Annotated in this window: 10 protein-coding genes; 4 read left to right on the plus strand and 6 right to left on the minus strand. The window is 63.1% G+C overall.

Features of this window, described 5'->3' with window-relative positions; all coding sequences use genetic code 11:
• The first annotated feature begins 48 nt into the window (after nucleotides 1–48).
• Complete coding sequence (gene treS / locus FS767_RS15840; protein ID WP_144966760.1) at nucleotides 49–3,369, plus strand: maltose alpha-D-glucosyltransferase; 3,321 nt, start codon at nucleotides 49–51, stop codon at nucleotides 3,367–3,369.
• Nucleotides 3,366–5,576, plus strand: coding sequence for a 1,4-alpha-glucan branching protein GlgB (glgB, locus tag FS767_RS15845; protein ID WP_144966762.1), 2,211 nt, complete (start codon nucleotides 3,366–3,368; stop codon nucleotides 5,574–5,576). Before treS ends, glgB begins: the two co-directional genes overlap by 4 nt.
• Before the next feature lie 213 nt (nucleotides 5,577–5,789).
• Here glgB and glgX read toward each other — a convergent pair whose 3' ends face one another.
• The 6 genes from glgX to glgA form a co-directional block, all read right to left on the minus strand.
• Entirely contained in the window at nucleotides 5,790–7,943 is a 2,154-nt protein-coding gene (gene glgX, locus FS767_RS15850) for a glycogen debranching protein GlgX (protein WP_144966764.1), read from the minus strand.
• 127 nt (nucleotides 7,944–8,070) lie between these two features.
• Complete coding sequence (locus FS767_RS15855; RefSeq protein ID WP_144966766.1) at nucleotides 8,071–8,364, minus strand: DUF2934 domain-containing protein; 294 nt, start codon at nucleotides 8,362–8,364, stop codon at nucleotides 8,071–8,073.
• Nucleotides 8,365–8,380: 16 nt separating this feature from the next.
• Nucleotides 8,381–11,155, minus strand: coding sequence for a malto-oligosyltrehalose synthase (locus FS767_RS15860; protein WP_144966768.1), 2,775 nt, complete (start codon nucleotides 11,153–11,155; stop codon nucleotides 8,381–8,383).
• Complete coding sequence (gene malQ, locus FS767_RS15865) at nucleotides 11,152–13,221, minus strand: 4-alpha-glucanotransferase (protein ID WP_144966770.1); 2,070 nt, start codon at nucleotides 13,219–13,221, stop codon at nucleotides 11,152–11,154. The genes FS767_RS15860 and malQ overlap by 4 nt, the downstream gene beginning before the upstream one ends.
• The gene (treZ, locus tag FS767_RS15870; RefSeq protein ID WP_144966772.1) at nucleotides 13,218–14,960 is read right to left on the minus strand and encodes a malto-oligosyltrehalose trehalohydrolase; all 1,743 of its coding nucleotides are present in this window, start codon (nucleotides 14,958–14,960) and stop codon (nucleotides 13,218–13,220) included. The genes malQ and treZ overlap by 4 nt, the downstream gene beginning before the upstream one ends.
• A 13-nt stretch (nucleotides 14,961–14,973) precedes the next feature.
• Nucleotides 14,974–16,533 (minus strand): glycogen synthase GlgA, encoded by a 1,560-nt coding sequence (glgA, locus tag FS767_RS15875; RefSeq protein WP_027916213.1) that lies wholly within the window; start codon nucleotides 16,531–16,533, stop codon nucleotides 14,974–14,976.
• Nucleotides 16,534–17,196: 663 nt separating this feature from the next.
• On the opposite strand from glgA, the gene gnd reads away from it, so the two are divergent.
• Both gnd and zwf read left to right on the plus strand, forming a co-directional pair.
• Complete coding sequence (gene gnd, locus FS767_RS15880) at nucleotides 17,197–18,180, plus strand: phosphogluconate dehydrogenase (NAD(+)-dependent, decarboxylating) (protein ID WP_144966775.1); 984 nt, start codon at nucleotides 17,197–17,199, stop codon at nucleotides 18,178–18,180.
• Nucleotides 18,177–19,685: a glucose-6-phosphate dehydrogenase gene (gene zwf, locus FS767_RS15885; protein WP_144966777.1), complete on the plus strand. Its 1,509-nt coding sequence runs from the start codon at nucleotides 18,177–18,179 to the stop codon at nucleotides 19,683–19,685. The genes gnd and zwf overlap by 4 nt, the downstream gene beginning before the upstream one ends.
• Nucleotides 19,686–19,732 lie beyond the last annotated feature (47 nt).

Below are 19,732 nucleotides of genomic sequence, written 5' to 3' on the forward strand. Positions count from 1 at the left end.
CCCGCTCTCTGACGGGTTTTACCGATCAAGCATTCAGAGGAATGGTACATGGCCAAGCGTACCCGCCCGGCAGCCTTCATTGACGACCCGCTGTGGTACAAGGATGCGGTGATCTACCAGTTGCACATCAAGTCCTTCTTCGATGCCAACAACGACGGTATCGGTGACTTCGCCGGGTTGATCAGCAAGCTCGACTACATTGCTGACCTTGGCGTAAACACGTTATGGCTGCTGCCTTTCTATCCCTCGCCCCGGCGCGACGACGGCTACGACATCGCTGAATACAAGGCGGTGCATCCGGACTACGGCACCCTCGCCGACGCCCGCCGCTTCATTGCCGAGGCGCACAAGCGCGGGCTGCGGGTGATCACCGAGCTGGTCATCAACCACACCAGCGACCAGCACCCGTGGTTTCAACGTGCCCGCCATGCCAAACGTGGCAGCAAGGCCCGTGACTTCTATGTGTGGTCCGATGACGACCACAAATACGACGGCACCCGCATCATATTCCTCGATACCGAGAAGTCCAACTGGACCTGGGACCCGGTGGCAGGCCAGTACTTCTGGCACCGGTTCTATTCCCATCAGCCGGACTTGAACTTCGACAATCCGCAGGTGCTCAAGGCTGTAATCGGCGTGATGCGTTTCTGGCTGGACCTGGGCGTCGATGGCCTGCGGCTCGACGCCATCCCGTACTTGATCGAGCGCGACGGCACCAACAACGAAAACCTGCCCGAAACCCATGGTGTGCTCAAGGCGATCCGGGCCGAGATCGATGCCAATTACCCTGACCGCATGTTGCTCGCCGAGGCCAACCAATGGCCGGAGGACACCCGCCCTTACTTTGGCGAGGGTGACGGGGACGAATGCCACATGGCGTTCCACTTTCCTCTGATGCCCCGCATGTACATGGCGCTTGCAATGGAAGATCGCTTCCCCATCACCGACATCCTGCGCCAGACCCCGGAGATTCCGGCCAACTGCCAGTGGGCCATCTTTCTGCGCAACCACGATGAGCTGACCCTGGAGATGGTCACCGACCGTGAGCGCGACTACCTCTGGAACTACTACGCCGAAGACCGCCGCGCCCGAATCAATCTCGGCATCCGGCGCCGCCTGGCGCCGCTGCTGCAGCGCGACCGGCGCAGGATCGAGCTGCTTACCAGTCTGCTGCTGTCCATGCCAGGTACACCGACGCTGTACTACGGCGATGAGCTGGGCATGGGCGACAACATCTACCTGGGTGATCGCGACGGTGTGCGTACGCCCATGCAGTGGTCGCCTGACCGCAACGGCGGCTTCTCCCGCGCCGACCCACAGCGGCTGGTGCTGCCACCGATCATGGACCCGCTCTACGGCTACCAGACGGTCAACGTCGAGGCCCAGAGCCACGATCCCCATTCACTGCTCAACTGGACCCGTCGCCTGCTCGCCGTGCGCAAGCAGCAGAAAGCCTTCGGCCGCGGCACGCTGCGCACCCTGACACCCAGCAACCGACGCATCCTTGCCTACATCCGGGAGTTCACCGATGCCGATGGCCACACCGAGGTCATTCTCTGTGTCGCCAACGTGTCGCGCGCGGCCCAGGCTGCGGAACTGGACTTGTCCCAATACGCCGACAAGGTCCCCGTGGAAATGATCGGGGGCAGCGCCTTCCCGCCCATCGGGCAGCTGCCGTTCCTGCTGACCTTGCCGCCTTATGGCTTCTACTGGTTAGTGCTGGCTGCCCACGATCGCATGCCCAGCTGGCATAACCAGCCTACTGAGGGGTTACCGGAATTGACTACATTAGTGCTACGCAAACGTCTGGAAGAGCTGCTCGAGTCGCCTTCACGCGACGCCCTGCAGTCCACCATCCTGCCCCAGTACCTGCCCAAGCGGCGTTGGTTCGCGGGCAAGGAAGGGCCTATCGATCAGGTCGACCTGAGCTATGGTGTGCGCATGACCACGGCCGGTACGCCCGTGCTGCTCAGTGAAATCGAGGTGATCAGCGACGGGGTGACAAGCCGCTACCAGCTGCCGTTCGGCCTGCTGCCCGAGGAGCAGATCAGTACGGCATTGCCGCAGCAGTTGGCCTTGTCGCGCGTGCGACGGGCCAATGAAGTGGGCCTGATCACCGATGCCTTTGTGCTTGAGCCGTTCATTCGCGCGGTGCTCAAGGCCTGTCAGGAAGGTCTGCGCTTGCCCTGTGGGAATGATCAGGGCGAGCTGCACTTCAATCACACCGAACAGTTGGCTGGCCTGGCACTGGGTGAAGACAGCCCGGTGCGCTACTTGAGCGCCGAGCAGTCCAACAGTTCGGTAGTGGTTGGCGATTCGGTGGTGCTCAAGTTGATCCGGCGGGTCAACGCAGGCATTCATCCAGAGCTTGAAATGAGTGCTTATCTCACCGCAGCCGGCTTTGCCAACATCTCGCCGTTGCTGGCCTGGGTCAGTCGCGAGGATGCCCAAGGCGCACCGCACCTGTTGATGATCGCCCAAGGCTACCTGAGTAATCAGGGCGATGCCTGGGCCTGGTCCCAGAACACCCTGGAGCGCGCCATTCGCGACCAGATGCAGCCCTCCAGCAACGAAGGTGAACCGCATACCGACGCGGTCAACGAGCTGCGCGACTTCGCTTCGCTGCTCGGCCAGCGCTTGGGCGAGATGCACCTGATGCTCGCGGCACCTACCGAGGACGAGGCTTTCGCGCCTTATCCGAGCAGTGCCGAAGACAGCGAGCGGTGGAGTGCACAGATCAGCACAGAACTGGCCCATGCGCTGGATCTGTTGGCGCAGCACCGTGACAAGCTCGACGCTGAAAGCCAGGCATTGGTCGATGACTTGCAACAGCAGCGCGACGGGCTTGACCAACGCGTGGCTGAACTGGCACAGCAGGCGCAGGGTGGCCTTTTGATGCGTGTGCATGGCGACCTTCACCTGGGCCAGGTGCTGGTGGTGCAAGGCGACGCCTACCTGATCGACTTCGAGGGAGAACCGTCCAGGCCACTTGAAGAGCGCCGGGCCAAGCACAGCCCGTACAAAGATGTCAGCGGCGTGTTGCGGTCTTTCGACTATGCTGCTGCGATGATCTTGCGCAGCGCCTCTACCGTGGACCTTTCCGAGCCGGCGCGACAAGCTCGGCAGCGGGTGGCCCGACAGTATCTTCACCAGTCCCGGCATGCATTCATCGAGGCTTATGGCCTGGCCACCGCGGCCATGCCCCACGCCTGGGAACAAGCCGAAGGCGAGCGTGCGGCACTTGAGCTGTTCTGCCTGGAAAAAGCGGCATACGAAATAACTTATGAAGCCGAAAACCGTCCAAGCTGGCTGGCCGTGCCTTTGCATGGCCTGCATGGACTGATCAGTACCTGGGGAGAGTCAGAATGAACGTTTCAACGCGTGAAAACGGCGGTCTTGGCCAACGGGACTTGGATGCCCTGGCGCGCGCCGAGCACGCCGATCCTTTTGCGGTACTGGGGCCTCACACCGATCCTGCAGGCGGCGTGACCATCCGCGCCTACCTGCCCAATGCACTGGGTGCCCGCGTGCTGGCGCGCGACGACCAGCGCGTGCTGGCCGACATGCGGCCCGGCGCGATACCTGGCCTGTTCACCGCGCACTTGAACGAGGCGCTTCCCTATCAGTTGCACATCAACTGGGCTGGCGGCGAGCAAGTCACGGAAGACCCCTACAGCTTCGGCCCGCAGCTTGGCGACATCGACCTGCACCTGTTCGCCGAGGGTAATCACCGGGACCTGGCAGGGCGTTTCGGTGCCCAGCCGGCACAGGTCGACGGGGTGGACGGGGTGTGCTTCTCGGTATGGGCACCCAATGCGCGCCGGGTATCGGTCGTGGGCGAGTTCAACAACTGGGACGGTCGTCGGCACCCGATGCGCCTGCGCCACGGTGCCGGTGTCTGGGAGCTGTTCATTCCACGCCTGGGCGTGGGTGAAACCTACAAGTTCGAGGTGCTGGGCAAGGATGGGATCCTGCCGCTCAAAGCAGACCCATTGGCCCGTGCTACCGAATTGCCGCCCAGCACCGCTTCCAAGGTGGCTGGTGCGCTAGCCCATGAATGGCGCGACCAGCAGTGGATGGACGAGCGCGCCCAGCGCCACGCCTACAGCGCCCCCTTGTCGATCTACGAACTGCATCCCGGGTCCTGGCGCTGCGAGCTGGACGAAGCCGGCGAAGTGGGGCGTTTCTACAACTGGCGCGAGTTGGCCGAGCGCCTGGTGCCTTACGTGCAGGAGCTGGGTTTCACCCATATCGAGCTGCTGCCGATCATGGAGCACCCCTTTGGCGGCTCGTGGGGCTACCAGCCCCTGTCGATGTTCGCCCCGACGTCGCGCTATGGCACGGCAGAGGACTTCGCCGCCTTCATCGACGCCTGCCACCAGGCCCGCATCGGTGTGATCCTGGACTGGGTACCAGCGCATTTCCCCACAGACGAACATGGTCTGGCGCGCTTCGACGGCACGGCCCTCTACGAATACGACAACCCGTTCGAAGGCTATCACCAGGACTGGAACACGCTGATCTACAACCTCGGCCGTAACGAGGTGCGGGGCTTCATGATGGCCTCGGCGCTTCACTGGCTCAAACACTTCCACATCGACGGGTTGCGGGTAGATGCCGTGGCGTCGATGCTGTACCGCGACTACTCGCGCAAGGCTGGTGAATGGGTGCCCAACCGCCATGGCGGGCGTGAGAACCTCGAGGCCATCGACTTCATCCGCCACCTCAACGGCGTGGCGGCGCATGAAGCGCCGGGTGCCTTGATCATTGCCGAGGAATCGACGGCCTGGCCTGGCGTGAGCAAGCCAACCGAAGAGGGTGGACTGGGTTTCCACTACAAGTGGAACATGGGCTGGATGCATGACTCGCTCAGCTACATCCAGAACGACCCTGTGCACCGTACTCATCACCATAACGAGATGAGCTTCAGCCTGGTATACGCCTACTCCGAGCACTTCATCCTGCCGATCTCCCACGACGAGGTGGTACACGGCAAGCGCTCGTTGATCGACAAGATGCCGGGCGATCGCTGGCAGAAGTTCGCCAACCTGCGTGCCTACCTGGCCTTCATGTGGATGCACCCGGGCAAGAAATTGCTGTTCATGGGCTGCGAGTTCGGCCAGTGGCGCGAATGGAACCACGACCACCAGCTGGACTGGTACCTGCTGCAGTATCCGGAGCACCAGGGTGTACAGCGCCTGGTGGGCGACCTGAACCGCCTGTACCGCGATGTGCCTGCCCTGCATGAGCAGGACTGCAAGCCCGAGGGCTTCCAGTGGTTGATCGGCGATGACGCGCAGAACAGCGTATTCGCCTGGCTGCGGTGGAGCAGCGCGGGCGAGCCAGTGCTTGTGGTTGCCAACTTCACGCCCGTGGCGCGTGAGGGCTATCGCATCGGTGTGCCGTTCGGGGCGCAATGGCAGGAGCTGCTCAACAGCGATGCCGAAGCCTATGCGGGCTCCAATGTGGGCAACATGGGTGCGGTCGCCACGCAGCAGACCCCCTGCCATGGCCAGCCGTTGTCGCTGGCGCTGAACCTGCCTCCGCTGGCGATACTGGTGCTCAAGCCGGTCTGATCGTCAGCTACCCGCGGGCGTTCTGCCCGCGGTGGCTTTACTGCACTGGCCGGCCGTCATGGTCCGGTTGAAGGTCTAGAGCGTGCCTGCCGCAGGCTCAAGCGGTAAAAGTCGAACCACCAGAAAAAACCCGCCGGGCAATCCCTGTCTGAGATTGCCCGGCGGGTTTGCAACGGCTACGTCACGCATTGCGCGTGACGTATGCGTTTGCCATCACTCTTCGCTGTGCTGGAGCACCATCAACGCCACCGAGCGCCCTGTCAGGTCAAATGAGCTGTCGAATGGCAGGTCTTCGGGTTTGCGCAGTTGTGGCCTGTCTGTATCCATCACGCAGCTCCAGTGTTCGCCCTCTGGAACGCTGGGCAGTTTGAACGGCACGGTGTCGTGGTGGGCGTTGACGATCAGCAACACGGTGGACTCCGAACCTGGACGGGCAATGCCACTGACCTGCGCACGACCATCGATCAGCATGCCCAGGCAGCGGCCGTTGGGGTCTTCCCACTGTTCAACGCTCATCTCGTTGCCATCCGGCGCCAGCCATGTCACGTCCTTGACGCCGATTGCCTCGTTGTAATCGCCCACCAGGAAGCTTGAGCGACGCAGCACCGGATACTTCTGGCGCAGACGGGTCAGGCGCTTGACGAACGCCAGCAGCGCCTGGCCTTCTTCATCCAGATCCCAGTTCACCCAACCGATTTCGCTGTCCTGGCAGTAGGCATTGTTGTTGCCATGCTGAGTGCGGCTGAATTCATCGCCGGCAACGATCATCGGCGTGCCCTGGGCAAACAGCAGGGTCGCGAAGAAGTTACGCATCTGGCGCATGCGCAAGGCGTTGATTTCCGCATCTTCGGTCGGGCCTTCGGCGCCGCAGTTCCAGGACAGGTTATTGCTGGTGCCATCCTGGTTGTTCTCGTCGTTGTCCTCGTTGTGCTTCTCGTTGTACGACACCAGGTCGCGCAAGGTGAAGCCGTCGTGGGCAGTGATGAAGTTGACCGACGAATACGGCCTGCGGCCGCGGTTGTTGAACATGTCGCCAGAGCCGGTCATGCGGGCGGCAAAATCGGCCAGTTGGCCCTCGTCGCCCTTCCAGAAGGCGCGCACGGTGTCACGGAAACGGTCGTTCCATTCAGCCCAGCCCGGTGCGAAATTGCCCACCTGGTAGCCACCTGGGCCACAGTCCCATGGCTCGGCAATCAGTTTGACCTGCCGTAGCAGCGGGTCCTGGCGGCAGGCTACGAGGAAGCTGTGACGCTCACTGTAGCCGTCGTGGTAGCGACCCAGAATGGTCGCCAGGTCGAAGCGGAAGCCGTCGACATGCATCTCGCCTGCCCAGTAGCGCAGCGAATCGGTCACCAGTTGCAGGACGCACGGATGGCTCAGGTCCAAGGTGTTGCCGGTGCCCGAGTCGTTGATGTAGTAACGCTTCTGATCGGGCATCAGGCGGTAGTACGACGCGTTGTCGATGCCGCGCATGGAGAGGGTGGGGCCCATCTCGTTGCCTTCGGCGGTGTGGTTGTAGACCACATCGAGGATCAGCTCCAGGCCCGCGTCGTGCAGGTGCGCCACCATCTCCTTGAATTCGGCGATCTTGCCGCTGGCCAGGTAGCTTGGGTGCGGTGCGAAGAACGCGATGGTGTTGTAGCCCCAATAGTTGTTCAAGCCCTTGTCGAGCAGGTGCTGATCATTGACGAATGCATGGATGGGCAGCAGCTCGATGCTGGAGACGCCCAGGTCCTTGATGTGCTTGAGCAGCTCGTCGTTGGCAAGGCCTGCGAAGGTGCCTTGCAGGTTTTCAGGCACGGCCGGGTGGCGCTTGCTGATGCCCTTGGTGTGGGCCTCGTACACGACGGTCTGGTCCCAAGGGGTTTGGACACGGTTGTCCCGGCCCCAGGTGAACGCCGGGTCGATGACCTTGCACTTGGGCACGAAGGGGGCGCTGTCGCGCTCGTCGAACGACAGGTCACCGTCTGGGTGGCCAATGGTGTAGCCAAACAGCGCCTCGGACCATTTCAGCTCACCGACCAACTGCTTGGCGTAGGGGTCGATCAGCAGTTTGTTAGGGTTGAAGCGGTGGCCGTTCTCAGGCTCGTAAGGGCCATGCACGCGATAGCCGTAGATCAGGCCCGGGTGCGCGTCAGGCAGATAACCGTGATAGATCTCGTCGGTGTATTCAGGCAGCTCGATACGCTCGAGCTCTTTCTCGCCGGTGGCGTCGAATACGCACAGCTCGACCTTGGTGGCGTTCGCCGAGAAGATGGCGAAGTTCACGCCCAGGCCGTCCCAGGTGGCGCCGAGGGGGTAGGGTAAGCCTTCGCGAATGCGCGACGGTGCAACGGAGCGGGTTTTCTTTGCGGTGCGCGGGCTCATGGCAATCCTCGAATGGCCTTGTCTGGAAAATAAGGTTGGGTACTGCAACGGCCCTGTCGTCATCAGGCCTGGCAACCGAGGTGTTCGGTGCCAGTGCGGCGCTGAAGACGGCAGGGCCGTGGATGGTTCAGCTAGCGGTCGGCTTTTTCGGTGCGCGTGGCTTCTTCGAAGCCGCAGGCTTCACCCCTGGCAATGCAGCGACTTTAGGGTCAGCTGGCGGCTTGGGTGCAGCAGCGGTCTTGGGTTTGGCAGGCGCCTTTGGCTTGGCGGGGGCCTTGGCTTTGGCCCCGGGGGCTTTGGCTTCGGCTTCTGCCAATTTGCGGGCCATGTCCCAGTGACGTTCTTCCTCGCCGTGTGGCTTACCTTCCGACTCCCAGATCTGGTAGGCAAACTCGCGAATGCGTTTATCATCGACACTCATATGACGCTCCTGAATGCTAGTTATCTTCGATCAACAGATTGACTGGAAAGTCCGACAGCACAGCACAAACCATCAACTCTCTTACAGGGCTGACAACGGCCCCACCGAAAAGTCCAGTCGAATTGGCAGGTGAGAAGTCGAACGGCAATATGACCCGGGTATCTTCCCAGTTCTGTGGGGGTACTTGAGGGCTCTGTGCCGCGCCCAGCAGACCGCTGGCCAAGCGAGGCGCGACGATCACGGCGCGTTGTGAGTCGCCCAGGCGGGCGAAGGCGACGACCTTGTCGGCATGGCGCCCCTTGACGGTCAACGGCAGGTAACTGCCCCGGCGGAACAGCTCCGGGTTGGCCATGCGGCAGTCAAGCACGCGGGCCACCAGCGCCTGCTTCACCCGGCCGTCGTGCCAGTGGCTCAACAACACGTCGAGCGGCGCGGCCTCTGCCAAGGTGCTGCGTCGAGCGGGATAGTCGACGGGCCGGCGGTTGTCTGGGTCCACCAGGCTGAAGTCCCAGTATTCGTTACCCTGATACAGATCAGGCACCCCTGGCACGGTCATGCGCATGAACGCCTGCACCAGGCTGTTGAGCGCACCCGGGCAACTGATCAGCTGCGCCGCCTCGGCAATGGAGGTGCGCAGGGGCAGGGCATCGGCCTTCAGCAGTAGGCCTTCGAGATAGCGAGCACAGCCCTTTTCGTAGGCGTCGTTGGGGGCGTTCCAACTGCTGCGCAGCTTGGCCTCGCGCAGCGCTTTCTGTTGCCACTGACCGACACGCTCGGCGTATTGCTCAAGGCCTTGGGCGTCATCGACGGCCAGGCCCAAGGGCCAGGTGCCCAACAGGGTCTGGAGCAGCAGCATTTCATCACCAGGGCTCGGCGCCAGCCCATCCTCGAGCGGTGTGCGCAAAGGCGCTGCCAGCTCGCGCCAGTGCGCCATGCGGCTGGCCAGCCAGGGGCCGCGCTCGCTCAGCACAGCCAGGCGGGCGCGCGTGTCTTCACCGCGCTTGTGGTCATGGGTGGCGGTGGCCAGCAGGTTATCCGGGAAGTCCCGCAGGCGTCGCTGAGCCTCGTTGTGGAAGTGCTCCAGCGGAGCGCTGAAGCGTTCGGCCTCAAAGCCCACATCGTTGCGCGAGAGCAACCTTGCGCTGCGGTAGAACGCGGTGTCTTCGACGGCCTTGGCCGCGCTGGGGGCCGTCAGCTGCTGGAAGCGTACGCAGGCGTGGCGCAGTTGCTTGCGGGTACGGCCAGGTGGCAGTTGGCGCCAACCTTCGCCGCCCAACCATTTTTCCAGTTGCTCGAGCAAGGGCCAGTCGGCCTCGCTCAGGTCCTGGCGCGCATCGGCCAGGGCCTGCTGGAAGAATGCCTCATCCTCGGCCGGGCGGCCGCACGCATTGAAGTAGGTGCGGTAAACCGGGTAGTGCGCGACCAGTGCCTGCAGGGCGCGACGAATGGCACCCAAGGATAAATCGCGGGTCATCAGGTCGTTGCGCGCAACCTGCAGCAGGGCTTGCGCCACCGACTCGCAGTCACCTGCAAGGCTTGCGTTGAGCACCAGATGGCGCGCCAGGCGTACTTCTTCGGTAAATGGCGGGCGTTCGCTGACCGTCGACCACAGTTCGGTCAGCGGGGCCTCACCGGCCGGGTCGTGCTGCAGCAGTGAGACCTGGTTCATGAACTCGTAGCCGGTGGTGCCATCGGTGAGCCAGTCGCGGTGCAGATGCTCATCGACGCCCAGGATCTTCTCGACGTAGATGGGGAAGTGCTCTACGCCAGCGTCCAGTGGGCGGCTGGCCATCAGGCTGTCCACGCGTCGGCGCAGCTTGCGGCAATAACCGCGTGGGTCTGCCAGGCCGTCGATGTGGTCAATGCGCAGGCCATCGACCAGGCCGCGTTCAATCAACTCGAACAGCTTGGCGTGGGTGGCTTCGAACACCACCGGGCGCTCGACCCGCAAACCGCCCAGCTCGTTGATGTCGAAAAAGCGCCGCCAGTTGATGTCGTCGGCAGCGGTGCGCCAGCTGGCCAGGCGATAGGTCTGACGCTCCAGCAGCAGGTGAAGGCGCTTGAAGCCGGCCTCGCTGCGGCTGTCGAATGCCACCAGGGCCGAGGCCAGGTCGGCGCCTTCGTGCACCCGACGGGCTAGTTCGGCTTGCAGCGGCGCGGCATCGTCAAGCGGGGTGGCGGACTCGCCGAGTGCAGTGAATTGCTCGGCCAGGCTGGTCAGGGTCGGGTCAGCGCTGAGCGCCAGCACCCAGCCGTAATCGACCGGGCAGATCGGGAAGCGGTGCTCATAGTGAGCGATTTGCAATACTCCCTGGTCGGCGTCGAATTCCAGGGGGATCTGGCCTTCCTTCAGCGCTACACCGTAATCGCTGCCCAGGAACGGCAACAGCAATTGGCCAGCGAGCAGCGGGTCGGTGGAGTGCCACTGGATATCGAAGAACTCCGCATACGGGCTGCGGCGCCCCCAGGCCAGCAGGCTCTGCCACCAGGGGTTGTCAGCCCCGCCAACGGCCATGTGGTTGGACACGGTGTCCACGATCAGGCCCATGCCGTGCTGGCGCAGCGCTTTGACCAGGCGCTCGAGCGCCGCTTCGCCGCCCAGTTCCGGGTTGACCTGGGTGGGATCGACGACGTCGTAGCCGTGGCGCGAACCTGCGCGGGCCTTGAGGATCGGCGAGGCGTACAGGTGGCTGATGCCCAGTTGAGAAAAGTACGGCACCAGCGGCAGGGCATGGTCCAGGGTAAAGTCGCTGTGGAACTGCAGGCGCAGGGTCGCGGTAAGCGGTTTCATCGGTCGCGCTCCCACGCCTGCTCGCGCGCTTGCGCCAGCACTTCCAGGCGCCGTGCGGCATCCTTGTCGTCAAGCATGTGGCTTGCCGCCTCGGTAAAGCGGCGGCGCCAGTTGGGATGCCCTTCGGTGGTGCCGGGCATGTTCGGCTGTTCTTCCAGACCCAGCAGGTCTTCAAGCGGGACCAGCACCAGCGGAGCTTTGGTGTGGCCTACATAACCAATCGCGGCATCGATCACGGCAGTGTCGTCCTTCAGCGGGCCATAGTGGGTTTCAAGCGTGCGGCGCAAGCCGTCGTGTTCTTTGCGGCGGTCATCGCGCCATTGCTGCTCGGTGGATTCATCAATCAAGCCCAGGCGCCGGCTCCATTCGACGTCGCGGTTTTTCAGCCAACCTGCCACGGTCGCCAGGTCATGGGTGCCGGTGGTCGCCAAGGCGTCGTCGGGCCACTGTAGCTGGGGGGTGAATTGGCCTGGGGAGGCCTGCTCGAAGGGCAGCACGCGCATGCCCAGGATGTTTTTCTGCGCCAAGGCCTCGCGTAGACCGTCCGGTACCGTGCCCAGGTCTTCACCCAGGATGATTGCACCGTGGCGGCTGGCTTCGAGCGCCAGCAAGCGCAGCATGTCTTCGAGCGGGTAGTACAGGTAGGCGCCTTCATTGGGTTTGCAGCCGCGCGGGATCAGCCAGAGCCGTTGCAAACCCATCACATGGTCGATGCGCAGGCCACCGGCGTGGGCAAGGTTCGCACGCAGCATCTCGATGAACGCGCGGTAGCCGTTGCGCTTGAGCCCTTCGGGCGAGAACCCGCAGATGCCCCAGTCCTGGCCCGAGCGATTGAGGATGTCAGGCGGCGCGCCAACGGTAAGGTTGGCCAGCAGTTCGTCCTGGCGGCTCCAGGCCTGGCTGCCAGCGCCATCGGCGCCAACGGCAAGGTCGGCAATCAGCCCCACTACCATGCCGCTGCCTTTGGCCGCCTCCTGGGCGCGCTGCAGGCTGCGCTCGGTCAGCCATTGGCAGAACGCGTGAAACTCCACCCTGGCCGGGTAGCTTTCGGCCAAGGCGCGGACTTCGGTCCCAAATGGGTCGCGCCACGCCTCTGGCCAATTGCGCCAATCAGCGCCATGGCCTTTGTCGACCGCCTCGGCTTGCAGCACCTCAAAACGGCAATGGTGCTCCAGCGCCTCGCCTGCGGCCTGGCGATAGTTTTCGAAATCGGCGCGTTGCGGGTGATCGCCTTGGCTGAAGTGCTGGTAAAGCGCATCCAGCAGCTTGTACCGGGCATCGGCTGCGCGCGGCCAGTCCACCAAAGGCTCTTGCTCGAGCGAGGTCAGGGTCTGCTCCAGGTGGCAGGCCTCGATAGCCAGGCGCACGGTGCGCTCACCCAGGATGGCCGCCGGGCTTGCGTAAAGCGTATTGAGCAGCAGCCTGCTCGATGGCGAGTAGGGGCTATAGTGCTGCTGATCGAAGGCCGACAAGGCATGGATAGGGCTGATCGCCACTGCATCGGCGCCCCGTTCAGCGGCGCTGCGCACCAGTTGCTCCAGGGCCATGCAGTCGCCGTAACCCCCATCGCCGGGGCGGCGCAGGCTGTAGAGCTGCGCCGACAAGCCCCAGCAGCGTGCGGGTGCCGCCTCGACCAGAGCATGCAACGACGGGCAACTGGACGGGGCGACGGCGAGCGTAAAGCGGTGCTGGGCCACCTCCAGTTGGTGATAGCCGACCGGCAAATCACCTGGCAGGTGGGCCTGAGCATCAAGCTGTAAGTCGATGTGACTGCCATCTTCCAACTGGCCGCGCACGCCGGCCTGCCCTGGGAAATACCGCGAGAGGTCGAGCGGCTTGCCCTGGTCGGCAGTGAGCAGCGGCGGAACGTGTTGTGCGTCGTCGCTGCGTTCGAGCCTGGACAGGCTGTCCTGCAATTGCGCCTCGTCGCTAGCCCTATGGCCAAGGGCTTCGAGCAGTTTGCGCAGTACCTCATCGGTCACTTGTTGCGGTTTGTTGTTGGCATCCACCCAGTCGCGGGCAAGGCCCGCGCGCTGAGCGAGCCGGTGAAGCAGGGAATCGCTCATTGCATCTCCTGGTCTGGGGGTAGCAGGGTGACCACGCAGCTGTAGGGCGAAAGCGTCGAGCCGGCGTGCGCCTTGTCGCCGCTGTCGAAAAGGCAGCTGCCGGCAGGCGCAGCCTCCAGGTGCAGAGACTGGTCGCCCAGGTTCAGGTCGATGCGCAATGTGCTGCCATCGCCCAGCTGCCAGCGTGCAGTCAGTGCCTTGTCAGCCAACACCTCGGCGCCCAGGGGGCGGGTACCGGGCAGGCGTGGGACAAGGTGCTGACGGCGCGCAGTGAGCAGCTGCTGGTACAGCCCATGCCAGCCGGCAATCACATCCTGCGGATCAGGCCTGGAGGCGTGGAACGTCTGCTCGGCGTTGGGGTCGGGTATACGCGCGCGCTTTTCGGGGTCGGCAAAGGCGGCAAAATGTTCGAACTCACCGCGCCGGCCTTCGCGCACCGCATCGGCGAGCTCATCATGGAAGTCGGTGAAGAACAGGAAGGGTGCACGGCTACCGTCGTCATCGCCCATGAACAGCAAGGGAATCATGGGGCTTAGCAGCAACAGCCCGGTTGCTGCGCGCAGGGCCGCAGGCGACGTCAGCCGGGTCAGGCGCTCGCCCATGGCGCGGTTGCCGATCTGATCGTGGTTCTGCAAAAACAGCACGAAGGCGCTGGGCGGCAGGTGGCCGCTGGGTTCGCCGCGTGGTTCGCCGTGGCGGTTGGGCTGGCCCTGGAACACGAAGCCCTCGCCAAGGCAGCGCGCCAGCTTGCCGATCGGGTCATCCTTGTAGTCTTCGTAGTAACCCTCGGTTTCATCGGTCAGCAACACGTGCAGCGCGTTGTGGCCATCATCGTTCCACTGCGCGTCGAAGCCTTGTTCGAGCAAGAAAGCTTGGTTGTGTTCGTTTTCCAGCACCAACCAGACGTGTCGACCCGGCTCGACGGCCCCACGCACACGCTGGGCCAACTCCTTGAGGAAGTCTGGCTGGTTGATGGCATGCACCGCATCGAGTCGCAGGCCATCGATGCGGTAGTCGCATATCCACATCAGCGCGTTCTGGATGAAGAATTCGCGCACTTCAGGCCGCCGGAAGTCGATGGCGGCGCCCCAGGGGGTGTGGCGGTCTTCTCGGAAGAACGAACTGGCGTATTCATGCAGGAAGTTGCCATCAGGGCCGAAGTGGTTGTAGACCACATCGAGCATCACCATCAGCCCGTGGCCGTGTGCCTGGTCCACCAGGCTGCACAGTTGCTCGGGGGTGCCATAGTTGTGCTGCGCTGCATAAGGCAGCACGCCGTCGTAGCCCCAGTTGCGGGTACCTGGGAATTGGCTGATCGGCATCAGTTCGATGGCGGTGATGCCGGTCGAGGCGATACGTTGCAAATGGCTCGCCACACCTTCATAGCCACCCAGGACGCCCACATGCAGCTCCTGGATCACCGCCTCGTGCCAGGGGCGGCCTTGCCAGGGATGCTGCCAGGCGTAACCGGCCAGGTCCACGACCTGGCTGGGGCCATGAACGCCTTCGGGTTGGAAGCGCGAGGCAGGGTCGGCGACACGAAGCTCGCCATTGATGCAGTAGCGGTACAAGTCCCCTGGCTTGGCAGGGGCGGTGCCGGTGAACCAGCCATCGGCCTCGGGGGCGAGGGCGACGGCGTCCTGGTGCTGCAATTCCACACTCACGCTGCGCGCGTCGGGTGCCCAGAGGGCGAAGCGCGCCGACGTGGCGTCCTCAAAGTGTGCGCCATGCCTTTGCATCTTCGACCTCTCTTCAGTAATGAGCCAGCTGGGCTTGCTTGACCAGGTCTTCGTACAGGCGTGCGTAGGGTTCCACTGCCTGGCACCAGTTGAATGGCTGGGTCATGGACAGGCAGCGCATGGCATTGAGCAGGTCTTTTTTCTGGTAGATGTAGAACGCCCGGCTGAGCGCCTCGCGGTAGCTTTCCACCGTCGATTCGTCGAACAGGAAACCTGTAACGCCGTTCTCGATGGTGTCAGCCAGCCCGCCGGTCTTGCGCGCAACGGGCAGCGAGCCGAAACGCTGGGCGTACATCTGGCTCAGGCCACAGGGCTCGTAGCGCGAAGGCATCAACAGGAAGTCGCTGCCGGCGAACATGCGGCGTGCATCGGTTTCGTTGAAGCCGATGCGCACACCAACACGGCCAGGATGACGCAGGGCCAGTTCGCGCATGGCCTGCTCTTCCTCGGGCTCGCCACGGCCGATGATTGCAATTTGGCCGCCTTGCTCGACGATGTACTCGGCAACGCCCAGGGTCAGGTCCAGGCCTTTCTGGTAGACCAGGCGCGAGACCACGGCGAACAGCGGCCCCTCGGAAGGGTCGAGCTGGAACAGCTCGCGCACCGCCTGGGCATTACGCGCCTTGCCCTCCCAGTCGTTGATGCTGAAATTGTGCTGCAGGTGCTTGTCGGTAGCTGCATCCCAGCTTTCGTCGATACCGTTGGGAATGCCGCCCAACAGCCCTTGTTGCGCCTTGCTGGCCAGGAAACCGTCCAGGCCGCAGCCGAATTCGGGCGTGGTGATTTCCTGGGCGTAGGTGGCACTGACCGTGGTGATGTGGCTGGAGTAGGCCAGGCCAGCTTTCAGGAAGGAGAGCTTGCCGTAGAACTCCATGCCTTCCTGCTGCATGGCATGGTCGGGGATGGCCAGCTCCGGGCTGCAGCCACGGCTGTAGACGCCTTGATACGCCAAGTTGTGAATGGTGAACAGGGTCGGCGTACTCAAGCCGCGCCAGTGCATGTACGCAGGGGCCAGGCCCGCTGGCCAGTCATGGGCATGCACCATCTCCGGTTTCCAGTGGATCATGCCTTCACCGGCTGCGATTTCTGCAGCCGCCAGGCCCAGGCGGGCGAAACGGATATGGTTGTCCGGCCAGTCGCGACCGTTTTCTGCTGCGTAGGGCGTGCCGGGTCGCTGGTAGAGCTCCGGGCAGATCAACACGTAGATCACCAGGCCGTCGGGCAAGTCCATCCGGCCAATCTTGCAAGGTGGCAAGGCCGCGTGGCCGCCCAGCTCGCCGACGATGTGGATGGGGTTGTCGCTTTCAACGACCTGTGGGTAGCCCGGGATCAGCACACGCACGTCGTGCAGGTGCGCCAGCGCGCGAGGCAGCGCAGCGGAGACGTCGCCCAAGCCACCGGTCTTCACCAGGTCAGCGATTTCCGAGGTGACGAAAAGGATCTTGCGTTTGTTCGGGTTGTTCTGGCGCTGGGCGCCAGGTGCCTTGCCTGTCTTGGCGAGCTCCGGGATGAGCGGTTCGCGATGTTCCGAGGTAAAGGTAGCTACTTGAGTCGCGACAGCGGCACTGATCATTGTTTCTCTCCGTCCCTAAGCTTGGCCGGGCACTGATAAACCGCGGCGGTCTTTCGTGTTGATTCTCTCTTTGCGAATTCTGCGTATTGCAATCCTTGCCCCCGAGTCGTGCGCACAGGCACAGCGCATTCGGCATTCCGGCCAAAAGGCGAGTGGACTGGTTGGGGTGGGCGGGCCGTGCGTGGGAATAACCCATTTCATCTGGCCTGCTTAGTTCCTGACCTGCCGGCTTTCCTTAAAGTTCGACTTTTTTTCCGTTGCTCTTCCAATGAGCAAATGGCGGGCCGGAACCTGAGTGTAGGAGAGAAATATTACAAATGTGACCGAACGGTCATTCCAGGCGGCCCGCGTGCTAGACGCAAACGTTGGCATCCGCCCGCCGCGTACGCCGAACGCGTTGAACGCACACTATCGCTAGGCGACGAGTGGCGCTTTGCCCAGGGCCTTGCACCTTAATGGTGCGGTCGGTGCTGCATGACAGCGCTCTGATCGATCCAGCGCTACTGAATGCCTCTGGCGCACCGAAACGAGCAGAGAGAAAGGAGCTTTGGCCCCAGCGAGCGAACATGAACATACCGCCCGTCGCTGAACCCTCATGCAGTCCACTGGACTAACCTGAAAGGCGAAACGTCGTCACTCATTCCAGAAGGGGAGCACCTGCTCATGCAATTGGGAATTGTCGGGCTGGGCCGCATGGGCGGCAACATTGCAAGGCGGCTTATGCTCGCCGGCCATCACACGGTGGTGCACGATCGCAACGCACAAGCTATCACCGCCCTTGAGGGCGAAGGCAGCGTGGGGGCGGCTGACTTGGCCGCACTGGTCGAGAAACTCCAGGTGCCTCGTGCTGTCTGGGTCATGCTTCCCGCTGGGGCGCCTACCGAGCAGACCATTGCCCAGCTGGCTGACTTGCTGGAACCTGGCGACTCGATCATCGACGGCGGCAACACCTTCTACAAAGACGATATGCGCCGCGCTGCTGAACTGTCGCAGCGTGGGCTTCACTACCTGGATGTGGGCACCTCCGGCGGTGTATGGGGGCTCGAACGTGGGTACTGCATGATGATCGGCGGGGAAAAGGACGTGTTCGAACGTCTTGAGCCACTGTTTGCAGCGCTCGCCCCCGGTGTCGGGGATATCCCACGCACCCACGGGCGCACCGGTGAACACCAGCGCGCCGAGCATGGCTATATCCACGCCGGCCCGCCGGGCGCTGGGCATTACGTGAAGATGGTGCACAACGGTATCGAATACGGCTTGATGCAGGCTTACGCCGAAGGCTTCGACCTGCTGCGCAGCAAAGGCGGTGCCGAGCTGCCTGAGGACCAGCGCTTTGACCTGAACGTGGCCGAGATCGCTGAAGTGTGGCGCCGTGGCAGCGTGGTCACGTCCTGGCTGCTGGACCTGACCGCCGACGCGCTGGTGGCCGACCCGCAGTTGGCTCAGTTCAGCGGCTCGGTGTCCGATAGCGGGGAAGGGCGCTGGACCATCGATGCGGCCGTCGAGCAGGCGGTGCCGGTTCCGGTGCTGTCCAGTGCACTGTTCGCGCGTTTTCGTTCGCGCCAGCAACAAGGCACTTATGGCGACAAGATTCTCTCGGCCATGCGCCTTGGGTTCGGTGGACACGTCGAGAAGAAACCTGAATGAGCAAAAAACCGGCAACGCCTGCTGCTCCACCCTGCACGTTGTTCCTGTTCGGCGCCAATGGTGACCTGGTCAAGCGCCTGCTGATGCCCGCGCTCTACAACCTCAGCCGCGACGGCCTGCTCGATAAAGACCTGCGCATCGTGGGTGTCGACCATAACGCGGTCAGCGCCGAGGCATTTGCTGAACGTTTGCACGCGTTCATGGCCGAGCGCGACAAAGGCGGCGAGGGTGCCCCGGCGAACCTGGACGAAAAGCTCTGGGCCAGCCTTGCCAAGCGCCTGGACTACCAGACCGGGGACTTTCTCGACGCTGCGACTTATGAGGCTATTGCCAAGCGCATCGACAAGACCAGCCATGGCAACGCCATTTTCTACCTGGCGACCTCCCCACGTTTCTTCCCCGAGGTCGCCAAGCGCCTCGGCGAAGCCGGGTTGCTGGACGAGTCGGGCGGCGGGTTTCGCCGGGTGGTCATCGAGAAGCCGTTCGGCCACGACCTTGCCAGCGCCGAGGCGCTCAACGCTTGTTTGCTGAACGTGATGGGCGAGCGTCAGATCTACCGGATCGACCATTTCCTGGGCAAGGAGACCGTCCAGAACATCCTGGTCAGCCGTTTCTCCAATGGGCTGTTCGAGTCGTTCTGGAACAATCACTACATCGACCATGTGCAGATCACCGCCGCTGAAACCGTAGGGGTCGAAACCCGCGGTGCGTTCTATGACAGCACCGGTGCAATGCGTGACATGGTGCCCAATCATCTGTTCCAGCTGCTGGCGATGGTGGCCATGGAGCCGCCTGCGGCGTTTGCCGCTGACGCGGTTCGCGGGGAGAAGGCGAAGGTGATCGGCGCGATCCGCCCGTGGTCGACCAAGATGGCGTTGAAGAACTCGGTTCGGGGCCAGTACGTAGCCGGCACCCTAGATGGGAAGAACGTGCCGGGATACCGTCAGGAAACCAAGGTGGAGCCTGACAGCCAGACCGAAACGTTCGTGGCCATGAAGATCATGATCGATAACTGGCGCTGGGCCGGTGTGCCCTTTTACCTGCGCACCGGAAAGCGCATGAGCGTGCGCGATACGGAAATCGCCATCTGCTTCAAGCCGGCGCCGTACGCCCAGTTCCGTGAGTCCGCGCTGCAAAGGCCCAAGCCCAATTACCTGAAGATTCAGATCCAGCCCAATGAAGGCATGTGGTTCGACCTGCAGGCCAAACGGCCAGGGCCGGAGCTTGTGATGGAGAATGTAGAGCTTGGGTTTGCCTACAAGGATTTTTTCAAGATGACCCCGGCCACCGGCTACGAGACCTTGATCTACGACTGCCTGACGGGCGACCAGACCTTGTTCCAGCGCGCCGACAACATCGAGAACGGCTGGCGCGCCGTCCAGCCGTTTCTCGATGCCTGGGCCGAAGGCGGGCAAGTGCACGACTATGAGGCCGGCCAGGATGGCCCGCAGGCAGGCGACGAACTGCTGGCTCGGGACAAGCGCGAGTGGCACCGGCTGGGTTGATAGCGCACCGTTTTGATCCGATCGCGTGATGCCGGGCCTCTTCGCGA

It is taken from the genome of Pseudomonas sp. DE0010, from assembly GCF_007680745.1.
Classification (GTDB): Bacteria; Pseudomonadota; Gammaproteobacteria; order Pseudomonadales; family Pseudomonadaceae; genus Aquipseudomonas; species Aquipseudomonas parafulva_B.